The sequence below is a fragment of the Pseudoxanthomonas winnipegensis genome (assembly GCF_030322905.1).
GTDB lineage: Bacteria > Pseudomonadota > Gammaproteobacteria > Xanthomonadales > Xanthomonadaceae > Pseudoxanthomonas_A > Pseudoxanthomonas_A winnipegensis.
Genome location: NZ_CP095475.1, coordinates 3175999 through 3192215, shown reverse-complemented (window position 1 = coordinate 3192215; position 16217 = coordinate 3175999). Strand labels below are relative to the sequence as shown.

Annotated in this window: 13 protein-coding genes; 7 read left to right on the top strand and 6 right to left on the bottom strand. The window is 71.2% G+C overall.

The window, feature by feature from the left end; translation table 11 throughout:
- Position 1: 1 nt before the first annotated feature.
- Positions 2–889: a LysR family transcriptional regulator gene (locus tag MWN52_RS14105; protein ID WP_286575125.1), complete on the bottom strand. Its 888-nt coding sequence runs from the start codon at positions 887–889 to the stop codon at positions 2–4.
- Positions 890–1057: 168 nt separating this feature from the next.
- On the opposite strand from MWN52_RS14105, the gene bla reads away from it, so the two are divergent.
- Positions 1058–1975, top strand: coding sequence for a class A beta-lactamase (gene bla / locus MWN52_RS14100; RefSeq protein ID WP_286575124.1), 918 nt, complete (start codon positions 1058–1060; stop codon positions 1973–1975).
- A 1083-nt stretch (positions 1976–3058) separates the two neighbouring features.
- Here the strand turns inward: bla and metK are convergent.
- Complete coding sequence (gene metK, locus MWN52_RS14095; RefSeq protein ID WP_130535230.1) at positions 3059–4270, bottom strand: methionine adenosyltransferase; 1212 nt, start codon at positions 4268–4270, stop codon at positions 3059–3061.
- Positions 4271–4495: 225 nt separating this feature from the next.
- On the opposite strand from metK, the gene olsF reads away from it, so the two are divergent.
- The 4 genes from olsF (at position 4496) to MWN52_RS14075 (ending at position 10487) form a co-directional block, all read left to right on the top strand.
- Positions 4496–6202 (top strand): bifunctional ornithine lipid synthase OlsF, encoded by a 1707-nt coding sequence (gene olsF / locus MWN52_RS14090; protein ID WP_286575123.1) that lies wholly within the window; start codon positions 4496–4498, stop codon positions 6200–6202.
- Positions 6199–6996 (top strand): UDP-2,3-diacylglucosamine diphosphatase, encoded by a 798-nt coding sequence (locus MWN52_RS14085; RefSeq protein WP_286575122.1) that lies wholly within the window; start codon positions 6199–6201, stop codon positions 6994–6996. The genes olsF and MWN52_RS14085 overlap by 4 nt, the downstream gene beginning before the upstream one ends.
- A 78-nt stretch (positions 6997–7074) precedes the next feature.
- On the top strand, positions 7075–9153 hold the full coding sequence (locus MWN52_RS14080; protein WP_286575121.1) for a hypothetical protein: 2079 nt from the start codon (positions 7075–7077) through the stop codon (positions 9151–9153).
- Positions 9154–9371: 218 nt separating this feature from the next.
- Positions 9372–10487, top strand: a complete 1116-nt coding sequence (locus tag MWN52_RS14075) for a metal-dependent hydrolase (protein ID WP_286575120.1) — start codon at positions 9372–9374, stop codon at positions 10485–10487.
- On the opposite strand, the gene dusB is transcribed toward MWN52_RS14075, so the two are convergent.
- From dusB to MWN52_RS14055, 4 genes are all read right to left on the bottom strand, one after another.
- The gene (gene dusB, locus MWN52_RS14070) at positions 10433–11431 is read right to left on the bottom strand and encodes a tRNA dihydrouridine synthase DusB (RefSeq protein WP_286575119.1); all 999 of its coding nucleotides are present in this window, start codon (positions 11429–11431) and stop codon (positions 10433–10435) included. The genes MWN52_RS14075 and dusB overlap by 55 nt on opposite strands.
- A gap of 95 nt (positions 11432–11526) precedes the next feature.
- Positions 11527–12477, bottom strand: a complete 951-nt coding sequence (locus tag MWN52_RS14065; RefSeq protein ID WP_286575118.1) for a ribokinase — start codon at positions 12475–12477, stop codon at positions 11527–11529.
- A 151-nt stretch (positions 12478–12628) separates the two neighbouring features.
- Complete coding sequence (locus tag MWN52_RS14060) at positions 12629–13927, bottom strand: NupC/NupG family nucleoside CNT transporter (protein WP_130517310.1); 1299 nt, start codon at positions 13925–13927, stop codon at positions 12629–12631.
- Positions 13928–14083: 156 nt separating this feature from the next.
- Complete coding sequence (locus MWN52_RS14055) at positions 14084–14956, bottom strand: SEL1-like repeat protein (protein ID WP_286575117.1); 873 nt, start codon at positions 14954–14956, stop codon at positions 14084–14086.
- 184 nt (positions 14957–15140) lie between these two features.
- Between MWN52_RS14055 and hemP the strand changes: the two genes are divergently transcribed.
- Positions 15141–15335 (top strand): hemin uptake protein HemP, encoded by a 195-nt coding sequence (hemP, locus tag MWN52_RS14050; RefSeq protein ID WP_165394674.1) that lies wholly within the window; start codon positions 15141–15143, stop codon positions 15333–15335.
- A gap of 170 nt (positions 15336–15505) precedes the next feature.
- Entirely contained in the window at positions 15506–16138 is a 633-nt protein-coding gene (locus MWN52_RS14045) for a Hemin transport protein (RefSeq protein ID WP_425608130.1), read from the top strand.
- The last annotated feature ends 79 nt before the right edge of the window (positions 16139–16217 follow it).

The following is a 16217-nucleotide window of genomic DNA, read 5'->3' as shown; positions in this document are numbered from 1 at the left end:
GTCAGTCCGCCGGCGCGGTGTCCTGCGCCACGCGCTGTTCGAGCCAGCGCCGGAACTGCTGCGCGGCCGGGCTCTCGGGCCGCGAGCGCAGCCGGGTGAGCCAGTAGCGGCCCAGCGCGATGTGCAGATCGAACGGTCGCACGAGCTGGCCGCTGTCCAGCGCCTGCTGGAACAGCTCCACCGGCAGCAGCGCCACGCCGGCGCCCGCGGTGGCGGCCGCGGCCATCGCCAGGGACGTGTCGAACACCGGACCACGCGCATCCAGCGGCGCGATGCCGGCCGCCGCGCACCAGCGCGACCATTCGTCCTGCCGGTAGGTGCGCAGCAGCGTGTGCGCGGCCAGGTCCTCCGGGCGGTGCAGGGTCCTGGCCAGGGCCGGGGCGCACAGCGGGGCGAAGCGCACCGCCATCACCGGGGTGCTGTGCTGGCCGGGCCAGTCGCCCTCGCCGAAGCGGATCGCCAGCTCCAGCCCCTCGCCGGCCAGGTCCACGCGGTTGTTGTGGGTCTGCAGGCGCAGGTCGATGGCCGGATGCGCCGCGCCGAACTGCGCCAGGCGCGGCAGCAGCCAGCCGATGGCGAAGGTGCCGACCACGCCGACGTTCAAGGTCTCGCGATAGCGGCCGTCGGTGAAGCGATCCAGCGTGCCGGCGATGCGGTCGAAGCTTTCGTTGAGCATCGGGTACAGCGCCGCGCCCTCGTCGGTCAGCGCCACCCCGCGCGCCAGCCGATGGAACAGCACCACCTGCAGGCGCGATTCCAATACACGGATCTGATGGCTCAGCGCGGCCTGGCTGATGTGCAGCTCCAGCGCGGCGCGGGTGAAGTTCAGGTGGCGCGCGGCCGCCTCGAAGGCGCGCAAGGCATTGAGCGGCAGGGCGGATCGGAGCATGACGGCCGTACGGGAGGGAGAGGATGCAGGCACGCCGGCGGGGCATCGTGCGACGGGCACTGTAGCCCAAGCCATCGATCCAGCTTATGGCTGCCCCTGAAACTTCGCGCTGGTGGCCGCAGGGCTGCCTTCCAATAATCCTGGGACCCAACCGTTCGGAGTGCCGCCATGTCTGACCGTCGTCGATTCCTCCAGCGCAGCGGGACCGCGCTGCTCACCGCCTTCGCCGCGCCCTGGGCGGCCGCCGTCGCGCCGGTAGCGCCTGCCGCCGCGAAGGGCGGCGTGGCCGCGGCCATCGCCGGCGCCAAGGACTTCGCCGCGCTGGAGCAGGTCAGCGGGGGACGGTTGGGCGTGACCCTGCTGGAGGTCGGCACCGGCCGCCGGATGGGCCGCCGCCAGGACGAGCGCTTCCCGATGTGCAGCACCTTCAAGGCGCTGCTGGCCGCGCACGTCCTCAGCCTGGCCGACGCCGGGGCGCTGTCGCTGGATGAGCGCCTCCCGATCCGTCAGGCGCAGCTGCTGTCCTGGGCGCCGGAGTCGGAGCGGCACGTGGGCAAGGACCTCACCGTGCGCGATCTCTGCCGCGCGGCCGTCACCAACAGCGACAACACCGCGGCCAATCTGCTGCTGGCGCGGGCCGGTGGGCCGTCTGCGCTGACGGCGTTCCTGCGCAGGCAGGGCGACGCGGTGACCCGCAGCGATCGCTACGAGCCGGAGATGAACAACTTCGCGCCCGACGATCCGCGCGACACCACCAGTCCTGCGGCGGTGGCCGCCAGCCTGGCGCGCTTCGCGGTGGGCGATGGCCTGTCCAAGGCATCGCGTGCGCAGTACGCGGACTGGCTGATCGACAACCAGACCGGTGACGACTGTCTGCGTGCCGGCCTGGGCAAGCGCTGGCGCGTGGGCGACAAGACGGGCAACAACGGCCGCGACACGCGCAACGATCTGGCGGTGCTGTGGCCGCTCGCGGGCGGCACGCCGTGGGTGCTGGTGGCGCTGCTGCAAGGCGCACGGGTCGATTCGGATCAGCGCGACGCGGTGCTGGCGCGCGTGGGCGCGCTGGCGGATCAGATGATCGGTTGAGGGCGAGGCGGCGTTTCGCATGTTGCCGGTTCTTCCGATTGCATGATCTTGGCGTTTGGGCGTTCGGCTTCGAAGAGGCAGCGATATGGCAGGCGGTGTTTGCTTGTCCCTCGGTCGGGTCATCTGCCGCGCCTATGTGTCTATCGTCGTTCCCGCGAACGCGGGAACCCAGGGACTTTCGCTCGGAGCACGAAGAACAGGTTCTTCCCGCGATCCTGAGGTCGCGTTGCAGCTGAGCGTTGTGGCTTCGGAGGAGCGGTGCTTCCGGCTTCGGAGGGGCAGCGGTCCGGCGGGCGGGGGCCGCTGATCCCTCAATCACGGCATCCTGCCCTGATTCGGGCGCTCGGCATCCTGCCTCGCTAGGCGCGGCCCCCGCCCGCCGGCCCGCTGCTGCACGCGTCGAGTCATAAGGCTTCGGTTTGCGGGGGCGTTCGCCCCCCCCTCGCGCATCACGCGATCAGTGACAGGAAATCATCGACTTGAGGCCCCCTCCCTTGCGCGCAGCGCAGGGGAGCTCGAAATCGCGGCTAGCGATTGAGGGGGAGGGGTCGAGGCTTTCCCGGTCAAGCCACAGAAGCGAAGAGCAAAAGCACCCCACCCCCTCAGTCGCTAGTTCGCGACTTCGAGCTCCCCTTCGCCTGCGGCGAAAGGGAGGGGGCAGAGCGCTGCTCGATGCCTCGAGCTGGAAGACGTCCTGATCCATCCACAGTGGGGCTTCCACCGGTCGGTGCTGATCCCATGTGGGAGCCGCCATGCCTCCCACTTGTAGAGCGGAGCTTGCTCCGCTGGGGCTTTCCCTACGAACCGAACGAAGAGCAGCGGAGCGAGCTCCGCTCTACACACGGGCGGCTGCTAGATTTGAGAGACAGTTGCTCCCACAAGAGCATGCAGCGCTGTCAATCCTTTTCATCCCGGCGTCCGCTGTCGTTGGCGGATCGAGCCGAGGAGCCGCGCCCGGCCGGATCGCGGCTGGGCGGCGACGTCCGCTTTTGCAGCGGCCAGAATCTCGGCGAAGAACCAACAAACAAAAAGGCCGCTTCTCAGCGGCCTTCTTGCAGTCTGCGGCGCGGGCGCGCGGCAGGCTTACTTCAGCTTGGCATCGGCGCGCAGGGCGTCGGCCTTGTCGGTCTTCTCCCACGAGAAGGCGGTGGCGGTGTGCTGCGTGCCAGCGCCGTCGGTGTAGGTGAATTCCTTCGGCTTGCGGCCGAAGTGACCGTAGGAGGCGGTCGGCTGGTACATCGGGTGGATCAGGTCGAGCATCTGGATGATGCCGTACGGACGCAGGTCGAAATGCTTGCGGATCAGCTTCTCGATCTTCTCGTCGGCGATCTTGCCGGTGCCGAAGGTGGTGACCGAGATCGAGGTCGGCTCGGCCACGCCGATGGCGTAGGAGACCTGCACCTCGCAGCGGTCGGCCAGGCCGGCGGCGACCACGTTCTTGGCCACATAGCGCGCGGCGTAGGCGGCCGAGCGGTCGACCTTGGACGGATCCTTGCCCGAGAATGCGCCGCCACCGTGGCGCGCCCAGCCGCCGTAGGTGTCCACGATGATCTTGCGGCCGGTCAGGCCGCAGTCGCCCACGGGGCCGCCGATGATGAACTTGCCGGTCGGGTTGATGTGGAACTTGGTGCCCTTGTGCAGCCACTTGGACGGCAGCACCGGCTTGATGATCTCCTCGCGCACCGCCTCGATCAGGTCCTTCTGCTTGACGCCCGGATCGTGCTGGGTCGACAGGACCACCGCGTCGATGGCCGTGGCCACGCCGTCCTCGTAGCGCAGGGTGACCTGCGACTTGGCGTCGGGGCGCAGCCAGGACAGCGGCGAGTTCTTCTTCTTGCGGATCTGCGCCTGGCGCTCGACCAGCCGGTGCGAGAGGTGGATCGCCGCCGGCATGTAGCTGTCGGTCTCGTTGGTGGCGTAGCCGAACATCAGGCCCTGGTCGCCGGCGCCCTGTTCCTCGGGCTTCTTGCGGTCCACGCCCTGGTTGATGTCCGGCGACTGCTTGCCGATCAGGTTGAGCACGCCGCAGGTCTCGCCGTCGAAGCCGACCTCGGAGCTGTTGTAGCCGATGTCCAGGATGACCTTGCGGGTCAGGGCTTCCAGGTCGATCCAGGCGCTGGTGGTCACTTCGCCGGCCACGATCGCCACGCCGGTCTTGACCAGCGTCTCGCAGGCCACGCGGGCGCGCTTGTCCTGGGCCAGGATCGCGTCCAGGACGGCGTCGGAGATCTGGTCTGCGATCTTGTCCGGATGGCCCTCGGAGACCGATTCGGAAGTGAACAGGTAGCTGGACATCAGGCTTATATCCTTTGATTCGGATGAAAAGATGGCCGCGCATGATACACGCGCGGCGCCGGCCGCGCATGGTGGCGTGCCCCGTGTTGCCGGGACGTTACTTTCCGCGCCCCGGCCTGCGGCCGGGCGGTGTCATCGCCGTGCCGCACGCGTGCAACGCGGCTGACGCCATCGCGGCCCAGTCTGGCGTTCCAGATCCGCCGCTGACCGGGATGGGACCCGACCATGCGCCCTCTGGAAGACACCCTGCTCGAACGTTATCCGCGCTGGTTCGGCGGCCGCCGTGGCCTGCTGACCCGGCCGCTGCTGCGCCGCTACGGGCACTGGTCCGGACTGGACCAGGCGCTGGCATTCCTGAACGCGCACCGGGACAGCACGCCCTGGGACTTCGTCGCCGCCGCGCAAGGATTCCTGCAGTTGGACGGCAGCTTCGATGCGCAGGCCCTGGCGCGCATTCCCGCCAGCGGCCCGCTGCTGGTGGTCGCCAACCATCCTTCCGGCGCGCGCGATGCGATGGCGCTGCTGCATCTGGTCGGCCAGGTGCGGCGCGATGTGCGCATCGTCGCCAACGAGGTGCTGACCCACATCGCACCGCTGCGCCCGCTGCTGCTGCCGGTGCGCGTATTCGGCGGCAGCTCGGCCGCCGGCAGCCTGCGCGCGGTGCGCGCGGCGCTGGATGCCGGACAGTGCGTGATCGTGTTTCCGGCCGGCGAGGTGTCGCGCCTGTCGCCGCTGGGCGTGCGCGATACGCGCTGGCGGCCGGGCTTCGTGCGCTTCGCCCGGGCCAGTGGTGCCCAGGTGCTGCCGGTGCGCGTGCAGGCGCGCAACTCGGCGCTGTTCTACGGCGCCTCTGCGGTGTTCAAGCCGGCCGGCACGGTGCTGCTGCCGCGCGAGATGTTCGCGCGCCGCCAGCAGCCGCTGCGCCTGTACGTGGGCCAGGCGCAGGCGCTGGCCACGCACGCCGACGAGACCACCGTGCTGCGCCAGCTGCGGCGCGCGCTGTATGCGCTCGGCAGCCGCGCCGATGCCGGGGCCGAATCGCCGGCCGCGCTGATCGCGCCGGTGCCGGTGGCGCAGCTGCGCGCGGCGATCGCGGCGCTGCCGAGCTTCGGCCGCACCAGCGAGGGCCGGCGCATCGTCGCCGGGCCGCTGGCCGCCGACTCGCCGCTGCTGCGCGAGATCGGCCGCCTGCGCGAGCTGACCTTCCGCAAGGTGGGCGAGGGCACGGGCCGGGCGCTGGACGTGGACGACTACGACACCTGGTACGACCACATCGTGCTGTGGGACGAGGAGGCCGGCGCGGTCGCCGGCGCCTACCGCGTGGCGCGCGGGGCGCAGGTGCTGGCCAGGCGCGGGCTGGCCGGGCTGTACACGGCCAGCCTGTTCGACTGGTCCGAGGGCGCGCTGCCGCGCATCGCCCAGGGCATGGAGCTGGGCCGCAGCTTCGTCGCGCCCGACTACTGGAACAGCCGCAGCATCGACCAGCTGTGGCAGGGCATCGGCGCCTACCTGGTGGCCCATCCGCAGGTGCGCTATCTGTTCGGCGCGGTGTCGATGAGCGCGGCGCTGCCGCAGGCCGCGCGCGAGCAGATCGTGGCCTATTACCAGCGCTTCCACGGCCAGGACGCCGGCGCCACGGCGCGCCATCCCTTCGTGCTGCAGGCGGTGCCGGCGGCGTTCGAGACGCTGGATGCGCAGGCGGCCTTCGCCGTGCTGCGCGAGAACCTCGCCGCGCTCGGCGCCCAGGTGCCCATGCTGTTCCGTCAGTACACCGAGCTGTGCGAACCGGGCGGCGCGCACTTTCTGGCCTTCGGCGTGGACGCCGACTTCGCCGGCTGCGTCGACGGGCTGATCGAACTGGACCTGGAGCGCATGCACACGCGCAAGCGCCAGCGTTATCTGCACACCCCCACGCAGGAGCAAGCCGCATGAACCGCGCCGTGTTCGTCTCCGATGTGCACCTGGGCTCCACCCATTGCCATGCCGCCGAGTTCGCCGACTTCCTGACCCGGCTCAAGTGCAGGCAGCTCTATCTGGTCGGCGACATCGTCGATCTGTGGTGGATGTCGCGGCGGCGCGCGCGCTGGGACGCCGCCCACCAGCGCGTGGTCGAGGCGCTGCACGCGCTGGCGCGCAACGGCACCGAGCTGATCTACGTGCCCGGCAACCACGACCGCGCCGCGCGCCGTTTCTGCGGGCTGATGCTGCCGGCCATGCAGGTGCGTCGCCGCGTGATCCACACCACCGCCGACGGCCGCCGCCTGCTGGTGGTGCACGGCGACGACTACGATGCGGCCACGCACTTCGGCGGGCTGCAGGAGCAGTTCGGCGACTGGCTGTACTACCGCATCCTCACCGGCAACAAGCTGGTCAACCGCATGCGGCGGCGCTTCGGCCTGCGCTACTGGTCCCTGGCCGAATACCTCAAGCGCAAGAGCGCGGCGGCCGAGCGCTACATCGCCCGCTTCGTCGAGGCCGGCCTGGCCGACGCGCGCCGGCGCGGCCTGGACGGCATCGTCTGCGGCCACATCCATCGCGCCGCGCTGATGCGCCGCGACGGCCTGGTGTACGCCAACGATGGCGACTGGGTCGAGAGCCTCACCGCGCTGTGCGAGACCGCCGACGGCAGCCTGCAGCTGGTGTCCCACGCCGGCCAGGTGCTGAGCGAAGTGCCGGCGCGCCTGCGCCTGGTGCCGGACGAGCCGGCGCTGCCGCAGGCGGCCTGAGCGCGCGCTCGATGTAGCCGCGCTTTCGTTCCGCGCTGCGCCTGTCCGGGTGGCGCCGCGGGCTGCGTGTGCTGGGGCATGGAGCCAAGACTGCGCGCATCATTCCCCGGACTGCTGCTGATCGCGGCCCTGCTGGCGTTGGCGCTGGCGCGCGCGATGGTCGGCACCGCCCGCGATGGCCTGACCCTCGACGAGCCCTACCACTACGCCGCCGGTGTGTCCTACGCGCGGCTCGGCGACTACCGGATCAATCCCGAGCACCCGCCGCTGGCCAAGCTGTGGACCGGCTGGCTGGCGCCTGCCTCGGTAGTGCTGCCGCCGCTGCGCGAGCTGCACGAGAAGGACGACGAGCGCATCTACACCCAGTCCATGGCCTACCTGGACAACGCGCCGGCCGATTCCCAGCACCACATCCGCGTGGCGATGTTCGCGCTCAACCTGCTCCTGCTGGCCGCGCTGGCGCTGCTGGTGTGGAAGGTGGCGGGCCTGTGGTGGGCGACCGGGCTGCTGGCCTGGCTGGCGGTGGATCCCACGGTCGGCGCGCACCTGCCGGTGCTGATGACCGACCTGCCGGTGGCCCTCGCCCTGGGCATGAGCGCGGCCAGCGCGGCCTGGCTGGCCAGCACCTGGCGCTGGCCGGCCTGGCTGGCCTTCGTGCTGTCGGCGGGGCTGGCGCTCGGGTCCAAGCACTCGGCCCCCGGTGCGGTGGCCGGCATCGGCGTGGCGCTGCTGCTGGCCGCGGCCTGGCGGCACTGGCGCAGCCGGCGGGACGCGCTGCCCGGCACGCACGAGCGCGCCGCGACCCTGCTGGCGCGGTGGGCTGCGGTCGCACTGGCCGCCCTGGTCGCGGTGGCCGTGCTGTGGTCGCTGTACGGATTCCGCTTCCATGCCGGGCGCGATGGCAGCGACGCCTTCAATCGGCCGATGGCGCCCAAGATCGACGACCTGGCCTCTCCCGTGCAGCGCCGGGTGCTGCATGCGCTGGACGACGCGCGCCTGCTGCCGCGGGCCTATCTGTGGGGCATGGCCGACACGCTGCGCGCCGGCGTGGAAGGCCGCGGCCAGCGCGAGCACAAGCTGTTCGGCCACGAGTTCAAGGGCGCGCCGCCGTGGTTCTTCTGGCCCGGCCAGCTGGCGGCCAAGCTGCCGCTGCCGCTGCTGGCCGGCGCGCTGCTGGGCCTGCTGGCGCTATGGCGCGCGCCGCTGTCGAGCGGGCAGAAGCACCTGCTGCTGACCATGGGCGCGCTCGGGGCGGCATACTGGGCCAGCCTGCTCGGCTCGCGCGGCACCTATGCCGGTGTGCGCCACGCGCTGCCGCTGTTCCTGCCTTTGGCCACGCTGGCCGGCGCGCTGGCCTGGCGTGCCTCGGTGTCGGTCCGGCGGCGCTGGCTGCTGCCGCTGGCCTTCGCGCCCACCGCGCTGGCGCTGGTGATGACCGCACGCGAGCCGCGGCTGTGGGAGTACTTCAACGAGCTGGGCGGCGGCAGCGCGGAGGGCTGGCGCAACTTCTCCGATGAAGGCGTGGACCTGGGCCAGCGCCTGCCCGAGATCAGCCGCTGGATGCGGACCCACCAGCCGCCGGGAACCACGCTCTACAACAGTTATATGTACATGCCCGAATGGGTGCGCGGCAGCGGCTCGCCGCTGCGCGAATACGTGGAGAGCGTGGACGACACCAATCTCGCCGGGCGCTACGCCGGTCTGTTCGTGATGCGGTTGAGCAGCACCATTCCCGAGCCCGAGTACAACTGGAACCCGGCCGTCACCATGCGCAACCTGCATCAGGTGGGGCGGATCGGCGTGCTGGGCGTCTGGCAGGGCCGGATGGACGACAAGCGCCTGCGCGTGCGCGGCCTGTATCGCGAGGTGCTCAAGGAGGTCTATCGCACGCCCTCGCCCGACTGGCGGCAGGTGGCCACGCGCTGCGCGGAGATCCTCGAGGCGGTGCCGTTCGCCACCGGCTGCTATGTCGAGCGCGGCAATGCACTGGCGCGGCTGGGCGATGTCGCCGGTGCGCGCAAGGCCTGGGCGGGCGGGGCCGATCAGCTTGCGCCAGACGATCCCATCGGCTTGCAGCTGCGCGCGCTGGTCAAGGCCAGCGAAGGCGATCGTCTTCCGGCGAACTGGCGGCCGGTGCGCAATCCGAGCCTGGAGTAAGGCGCTTCGGCCGGTGTTGATCGCGGGCATCGGCATGCGTCGGGCCTGAAGCCAAGGGACCGGGCCGTGCGTGCGTGGCATCCGGGCAGGGCGGCTTGATCGGCAATCCCATCGGGCCGCTCGTGCAATGCGATGCACGGCGCGATCGCCCGCTGGCGGCTCATGGAAGCGGCGGCACATAGAGCCCGCAGCCCCGACCAAGCAGGCATGATGCGGGCATGGATTCGGTCACTCATCTTCTGCTTGGCGGCGCCATCGGCGCGGCCCTCGCCCCGGCGGGTCAGCGCCGCGCCGCCATCCTGGCCGGCGCGGCGCTCAACACCTTGCCGGACCTGGACGTGCTGCTGCTGCCGCGGTTCACCGACGACCCGGTGATGCTGATGACCTGGCATCGCAGCTTCCTGCATTCGGTGTTCGTGCTGCCGCTGATCGGCGCGCTGGTGTGGTGGGTGTGCCGGGTGCGCGGCACCCGGGTCAATTCGGCGCCGGCGCGCTGGTTCTGGCTGATCCAGGCCTGCCTGCTCAGCCATCCGCTGATGGACGCCTGCACGGTCTACGGCACCTCGCTGCTGTGGCCGCTGGATGTGCCACCCACGATGTGGTCGCTGTTCTTCATCATCGAACCGGCCTTCACCCTGTGGCTGCTGTTGGGCTGCGTCATCGCCTGGTGCGTGCCGCGCAAGCCGCTGGGCCAGCGCGGCGCGATCGCCGGCCTGGTGCTGGCCGCCGGCGTGCTGGGCGTGGCCGGCCTGGCCAAGGCGAGGGTCGATCGCCAGGCCGAGCGCACCCTGGCGGCGATGGGGTTGGGCGATGCGCCGCGCTTCTCCACGCCGATGCCGTTCTCCACCCTGCTGTGGCGGGTGGTGGCGATGACGCCGTCCGGCTATGTCGATGCCGAACGCTCGGTGTTCGATCGGGGGCCGATGGTGTTCCGCGGCCATCCCTCCAACACCCAGGCGCTGGCGCAGGCGATGCGGATCGGCATCCCGGCGGTGACGCGGCTGGACTGGTTCAACCACGGCTTCATGCGCGCCCGGGTGCAGGACGGGCGGCTGGTGCTGTCGGACCTGCGCATGGGTCTGGATCCGGACTACACCTTCAATTTCGCCGTGGCCGAGCTGCGCGATGAGGACTGGCAGGCGATGGCGCCGCAGCAGATCCAGGCGCGGCTGCCGATTTCAGGCGTTGATGGCTTCAGGCGATTGATCGGCGCGGTGTGGCAGCGCACCTTGCAGGAGGACGACACGCCGCTGCGGGCGCTGATCCTCGGGCCGCAGGCTCAGGCGGCGTCGGCGAACGACACCGCCACGCCGGCCTCCAGCGCATCGAAGTAGTCGCGCGTCAGGCGCAGCTGCTCCTCGGCGCTCTCGGCGCGGTTGACCACCGCGCGGAAGGCGGCGTTCTCCGGGCGGTCCTTCGCGTACCAGCCCAGGTGCTTGCGCGCGATGCGCACGCCCTGGGGCTCGCCGTAGAAGTCGTGCAGGGCCTGCAGATGGCCGAGCAGGATGTCGCGCACCTCGCCGATCATGGGGGGCGGCAGTTCCTCGCCGGTGGCCAGATAGTGGGCGATCTCGCGGAAGATCCACGGCCGCCCCTGCGCGGCGCGGCCGACCAGCACCGCGTCGGCGCCGGTGTCGCGAAGGACCTGCGCGGCCTTGCGCGGGGAGTCGATGTCGCCGTTGGCGAACACCGGGATGTCCAGCGCGGCCTTGATCGCGGCGATGGTGTCGTACTCGGCCACGCCGGTGTACTGCTGATCGCGGGTGCGCCCGTGCACGGCCAGGGCGGCGATGCCGGCGTCCTGGGCGATGCGGGCGATGGTCGGCGCGTTGCGGTGCCCGGCGTCCCAGCCGGTGCGGATCTTCAGCGTCACCGGCACGTCCACGGCCTGGACCACCGCCGCGACGATGCGCGCGACCAGCGCTTCGTCGCGCATCAGCGCCGAACCGGCCCAGGCGTTGCACACCTTCTTGGCCGGGCAGCCCATGTTGATGTCGATGATCTGCGCGCCGTGGTCGACGTTGTAGCGCGCCGCCTCGGCCAGCTGCGCGGGCTCGGTGCCGGCGATCTGCACGCTGACCGGCGCCGGCTCGCCCTCGTGGTCCATGCGCCGCAGCGACTTGTCGGTGCTCCAGAAGCGCGGATCGGAGATGGTCATCTCCGACACGGCCAGGCCCGCGCCCAGCCGCTTGCACAGCTGCCGGAACGGCTTGTCGGTGACCCCGGCCATCGGCGCCAGGATCAGCGGCGGTTCGATCTCGTAGGGGCCGATGCGCATGGGCGAGGGGCGAGGAGTGAGCGAAGAGACCTGAGGGATGAGCGGAGGGCGGCAGGAGTGCGTGCTGTTACTCACGCCTCCTGTCCACTCACTTCTCAGCTTTCCGGCGTGAGCCGCGGCATCGACACCGCCGCGCCTTCGCTCTCGGTCGAGCGGGCGGCGAAGCGGTTGGCGAAGCGCACGTGCAGGTTGAACGCGGCCTGCGGCGCATGCGCCAGCGAGGCGGCCAGCGCGCCGTTGAAGGCATCGCCCGCGCCGGTGGTGTCCACCGTCTGCGCGGTGTCGGCCGCCACGCGGTAATGGGCCTGCGCGTCGCCGCGCAGATGCTCGTCCTCGTGCGAGACGAAGGCGCCGACCGCGCCCAGGGTGATGACCACCGTACCGCCGGGCAGCAGCTGGCGGCACAGGCCGTGCAGCGTGTTGCCGTCCAGCGCGGCCACATCGTCGCCTTCCATGCGCTGGCCGACATGGCGGCCCAGCAGGGCGGCGAACTCGGTCTCGTTGGGCGTCAGGATGTCGCTCTGGCGCAGCAGCGCGATGCTGGCCACCGCGTTGGCCGGGGCGGGGTTGAGGATGGTGGTCACGCCCGCGGCGCGCGCGCTGGTCAGCGCCGCCTCGATGCTCTCCAGCGGCGACTCCAGCTGCGCCAGCACCACCTGCGCGCCGGCCAGCAGCGGCTGCTGCTGGGCGATGAAGCCGGGGCTCAGGGTGAAGTTGGCGCCGGGGCCGATCACGATGGTGTTGCGGCCGTGGTTGTCCACGTAGATGCCGCCGGTGCCGGTGGGTTCATCGCTGGCTTCGGCGACGACCTGCACCCCGTCCTGCTCGGCCAGGCCGCGCGCCATCGCACCGCCGACATCGCCGCCCAGCGCGCACACGAACGTGGTCCCCGCGCCCGCGCGCGCGGCCGCGATGGCCTGGTTGAAGCCCTTGCCGCCGGGGCCGGAGCTGTAGCGCCCGGCGATGGTGGCGCCGGCGGTGGGCAGCGCATCGCAGCGCCAGACGTGGTCGACATTGAACGAGCCGACGACAACGACAGAACTCATAGACATCTCTTCTTCTAATCCAACATAAAAACGGCGGCCGCAAAGCCGCCGTCGGGGGCGTCAGTATGCCGCAGCGCGGCACAGGCCTAGCGGCGAACGGCGTCAGCAATGCTGAACGAGGCGCGCGCGGACAGCGCGCGGGCGACTTGGTTCAGCTGAAGTGGCTCAGCACGCCGGCGATGGTGGCGGTCATGAACGTGGCGATCGAGCCGCCCAGCACCGCGCGCAGGCCGAAGCGCGCCAGGTCCGCGCGGCGCTCAGGGGCCAGGCCGCCAATGCCGCCGATCTGGATCGCGATCGAGCTGAAGTTGGCGAAGCCGCACAGCGCGTAGGTGGCGATCAGGCTGCCGTCGGCGCTGAGCGACACGCCCGGCACCTGGCCGTTCACGATGCGCGCCAGCTCGGTATAGGCGACGAATTCGTTGATCACCACCTTCTGCCCGATCAGCGAGCCGACCGTGGTCGCGTCCACCCATGGCGTGCCGATCACCCAGGCCACCGGCGCCAGCACATAGCCCAGGATCGTGGCCAGGTTGGTCGGCCGGCCGATCGCGGCGGCCAGGCCGCTCCATTCGCCGAACCAGGTCAGCGGCGCATTGAGCAGGGCGATCAGCGCGATGAAGGCCAGCAGCATCGCGCCGATGTTCAGCGCCAGGCGCAGGCCGTCGCCGGCGCCGGCCGCGGCCGCGTCGATCACGTTGCTGGTGGTCTTCTCCACTTCCATCTTGACCGTGCCGCGGGTCAGCGGCGTGCCGGTCTCGGGAATCAGGATCTTGGACACCACCAGCGTGGCCGGCGCGGCCATGATCGAGGCCGCCAGCAGGTGCTTGGCGTAGAAGGCCTGCTGCACCGGATCGCCATTGCCCAGCATGCCCACGTAGGCCGCCAGCACGCCGCCGGCGATGTGGGCCATGCCGCCGATCATCATCGTGATCAGCTCCGACTCGGTCATCCGCGGGATGTACGGGCGCACGGTCAGCGGCGCCTCGGTCTGGCCGATGAACACACTGGCGCAGACGCTGGTGGTTTCCGCGCCGGACACGCGCATCACCTTGGTGATGGCCCAGGCCATCGCCCGCACCACCGCCTGCATCACGCCCAGGTGGTAGAGCACGCCCATTAGCGCGGAGAAGAAGATGATGGTGGGCAGCACCTGGAAGGCGAAGATGAAGCCCGCCTTGGGCACGTCCATCAGGCTGCCGAAGATGAAGTTGGAGCCTTCGCCGACGAAGCTCAGCACCTTCACGAACACCTTGCCCAGCCAGTCGAAGACATCGCGCCCGCCGGGCACCAGCAGCACCAGCGCGGCGAAGCCGATCTGCAGCGCCACGCCGGTCACCACCAGGCGCCAGTCCACCGCGCGCTTGTTGTTGGAGAACAGCCAGGTGATGCCCAGCAGCACGACCAGCCCGAACAGGCCGAACGCGGCCCGCGATACACCTTCCAGCATTGCGATCCCCAAGACCACGCGACGTCGAAGCGATGCAGCCTAAGTGAGGGGGACGGGCGCGGCAAGGCGAGGCGGCGCGAAAGAGCGCCGCGCGGGCGCCGGGCGGCATGGGACGGGACGCGGCGGGCACGGTTCGCGCGGGCGCCGCGCCCGGTGCTACTGGCAGGGCGCGGTGGCCGGGTCGTCGGGCCGCAGCTCCAGGTCCACGGACACCGGCGCGGCAAGCGCCCGGCTGCCGAAGGCCTCGCGGAACAGCCGCTGCGCCTGGCGTTCGGCGTCCACGCGCTGGCGCAGGGCCAGGGTCGAGACGTCCGGCGCCGGGCCGGCCTTCAGGTAGGACAGCAGCAGCCGGTAGCGATAGGCCAGCGCCGGGTCGTCCGGCACCCGCGCGTCGAGCAGGCCCTGATCGTCGCTGTAGGCGTTGGCCAGCAGCAGCGCCGCTCGCGGATCGCCGGCCTGCAGCGCACGCTGCAGCATCGGCACGGCCTCGCCATACCAGTCGGCGAAGCCCGGGTCCTGCAGGTAGCGCTCGTGGTCCTGGGCCTGGGCCGCCTGCGGGAAGGGGCCGGCGGCGTAGCGCAGCAGGGCGTCGCGGTTGCCGGCCAGCGCCGCCTTGCGCAGATAGAACGCGGCTTTGCCGCGCAGCGCGGCGTCCACGCCCTGGCAGCGATCGCGGCCGGCGTCGGCGGGCGAGGGCGCGGCGCACAGCAGCAGTTCCACCGCGATCCGGCAGGCGGCCGCCGCCTCGCCGGCATCGGCCCGGCGCAGGACGGCCTGCAGATTGGCGCCGAGCGGTTCGCCCCAAGGGGGCAGGGCGGAGGCGGCGAGCGCGTCGGTGCGCGGGGGCGTCGCGCCGGCCGGATCATTGCGCGCGGCGAAGGCGCGCTGTGCCTGCGCGGTCTGCGCGGCGATCCGCGCCGACAGTGCGGCCGCCTCGTCGGCCTGCCGCCGCCAGCGCCAGACACCGAATCCCACGGCCGCCAGGACCAGCACGCCCATCACCAGGTTGAAGCGACCACGCGGGCTCACGCCGTGTCCTTGCTCGATCCGACAGCGACGAGTCTGCCATGGGCCCCGTGCATCCCGTGCCGCCTTGGCGCGTGCGCAAATAAAGAATCGGAAGCGCGATGACCATCGAAAAATTCAATCAGGACCATTTGACTCTTCAATGAGAATGATTATCATCCACGTCGAACCACACAGGAGCTGCCCCATGTCCGCCAACACCATCGCCTTCCCCCACGCCGACACGCGCGCCGCCGAGCGCAGCCCGCGCGTGGTGCCCCCGGCCGAGACCCTCAACAGCGAAGCCCTGCTCAAGGGCCGTCGCGAGATCCTGATCCAGCACGGCGACCGCGTGTATCGCCTGCGCCATACCAGCAACGACAAGCTGATCCTGACCAAGTAAGTCTTGGTTTGGCGGGCGATGGAGCGCCCGCTGCCGTGTTCGCGCCCGCACCGGGCGGCAGCGGCCAGTTCGCGCGCGGCGATGGCGCTCCCTCTCTCACCATCGCCGCGCGCGGGCCGCTGTCGCCGCCGGTGCACCTGCCTGACGCCATCCGCCCCCAGGAGCCGGTCATGACCCTCGACACGATTGCGCCGACCACGCGCGCCGATGCGACCCGCTCGCTGCCGCTGCCGCAGCAGCTGGCCGCGCTGGGCACCGTGCTGTGCCTGTATCGCGCCCAGCAGGGCAGCGAGCTGGCCGGCTGGAACCAGGCGGTGCGCGCGGCGATCCAGTCCGGCGTGGAAAGCGACGGGCTGCGCGAGAGCCTGCTGTTCTTCGACCGCGACGGCGCCTGCTGCTGGCGGCTGTGCCTGCTGCCGGACAGCGACTTCCTGGCCTGGGACCAGCTCAGTGCGCGGCTGCCGGCGCATGCGGCCGGCAACCCGCATGGGCGCGGGGTGAGCGAGCGGCTGTGGCAGCGCCTGGCCCGGCGCCTGACCGGCGAACAGTGGCGCGCGTGTCCGGTGCGCCTGCATGCGCTGGCAGCCGCCGGCGCCCAGGCGGTGCTGGCCGCCAGCCTGACGCCGGTCTCCGCGCTGGGCGCGGCCGCCACGCGCGCGATCGTGCACGCCGAGGGCGCCGAACTGGCCGCCTGGGACGACTGCTGCTGCGCGCAGGCCGCGCTGCAGTCGGTGGGCGTCGGTGCGGCGCATGGCGACCTGGCCGACTATGTGTTCAGGCCCGACCTGAAAGCCAGTCGATGACTTCGCGCGCATCACCCTTATGTATGCCACTGGCTCGCCTCGTCCGATGGCGTGCGCCGCCTGCCTGGGACGGGCGCGA

What these genes read in the sequence shown, in the direction of transcription:
- hemP (WP_165394674.1), top strand. Translation starts at nt 15,141, where the DNA reads ATGTCCGCCAACACCATCGCCTTCCCCCACGCCGACACGCGCGCCGCC.
- MWN52_RS14060 (WP_130517310.1), bottom strand. Translation starts at nt 13,927, where the DNA reads ATGCTGGAAGGTGTATCGCGGGCCGCGTTCGGCCTGTTCGGGCTGGTC.
- MWN52_RS14105 (WP_286575125.1), bottom strand. Translation starts at nt 889, where the DNA reads ATGCTCCGATCCGCCCTGCCGCTCAATGCCTTGCGCGCCTTCGAGGCG.
- MWN52_RS14075 (WP_286575120.1), top strand. Translation starts at nt 9,372, where the DNA reads ATGGATTCGGTCACTCATCTTCTGCTTGGCGGCGCCATCGGCGCGGCC.
- MWN52_RS14080 (WP_286575121.1), top strand. Translation starts at nt 7,075, where the DNA reads ATGGAGCCAAGACTGCGCGCATCATTCCCCGGACTGCTGCTGATCGCG.
- MWN52_RS14085 (WP_286575122.1), top strand. Translation starts at nt 6,199, where the DNA reads ATGAACCGCGCCGTGTTCGTCTCCGATGTGCACCTGGGCTCCACCCAT.
- bla (WP_286575124.1), top strand. Translation starts at nt 1,058, where the DNA reads ATGTCTGACCGTCGTCGATTCCTCCAGCGCAGCGGGACCGCGCTGCTC.
- metK (WP_130535230.1), bottom strand. Translation starts at nt 4,270, where the DNA reads ATGTCCAGCTACCTGTTCACTTCCGAATCGGTCTCCGAGGGCCATCCG.
- MWN52_RS14045 (WP_425608130.1), top strand. Translation starts at nt 15,506, where the DNA reads ATGACCCTCGACACGATTGCGCCGACCACGCGCGCCGATGCGACCCGC.
- MWN52_RS14065 (WP_286575118.1), bottom strand. Translation starts at nt 12,477, where the DNA reads ATGAGTTCTGTCGTTGTCGTCGGCTCGTTCAATGTCGACCACGTCTGG.
- dusB (WP_286575119.1), bottom strand. Translation starts at nt 11,431, where the DNA reads ATGCGCATCGGCCCCTACGAGATCGAACCGCCGCTGATCCTGGCGCCG.
- olsF (WP_286575123.1), top strand. Translation starts at nt 4,496, where the DNA reads ATGCGCCCTCTGGAAGACACCCTGCTCGAACGTTATCCGCGCTGGTTC.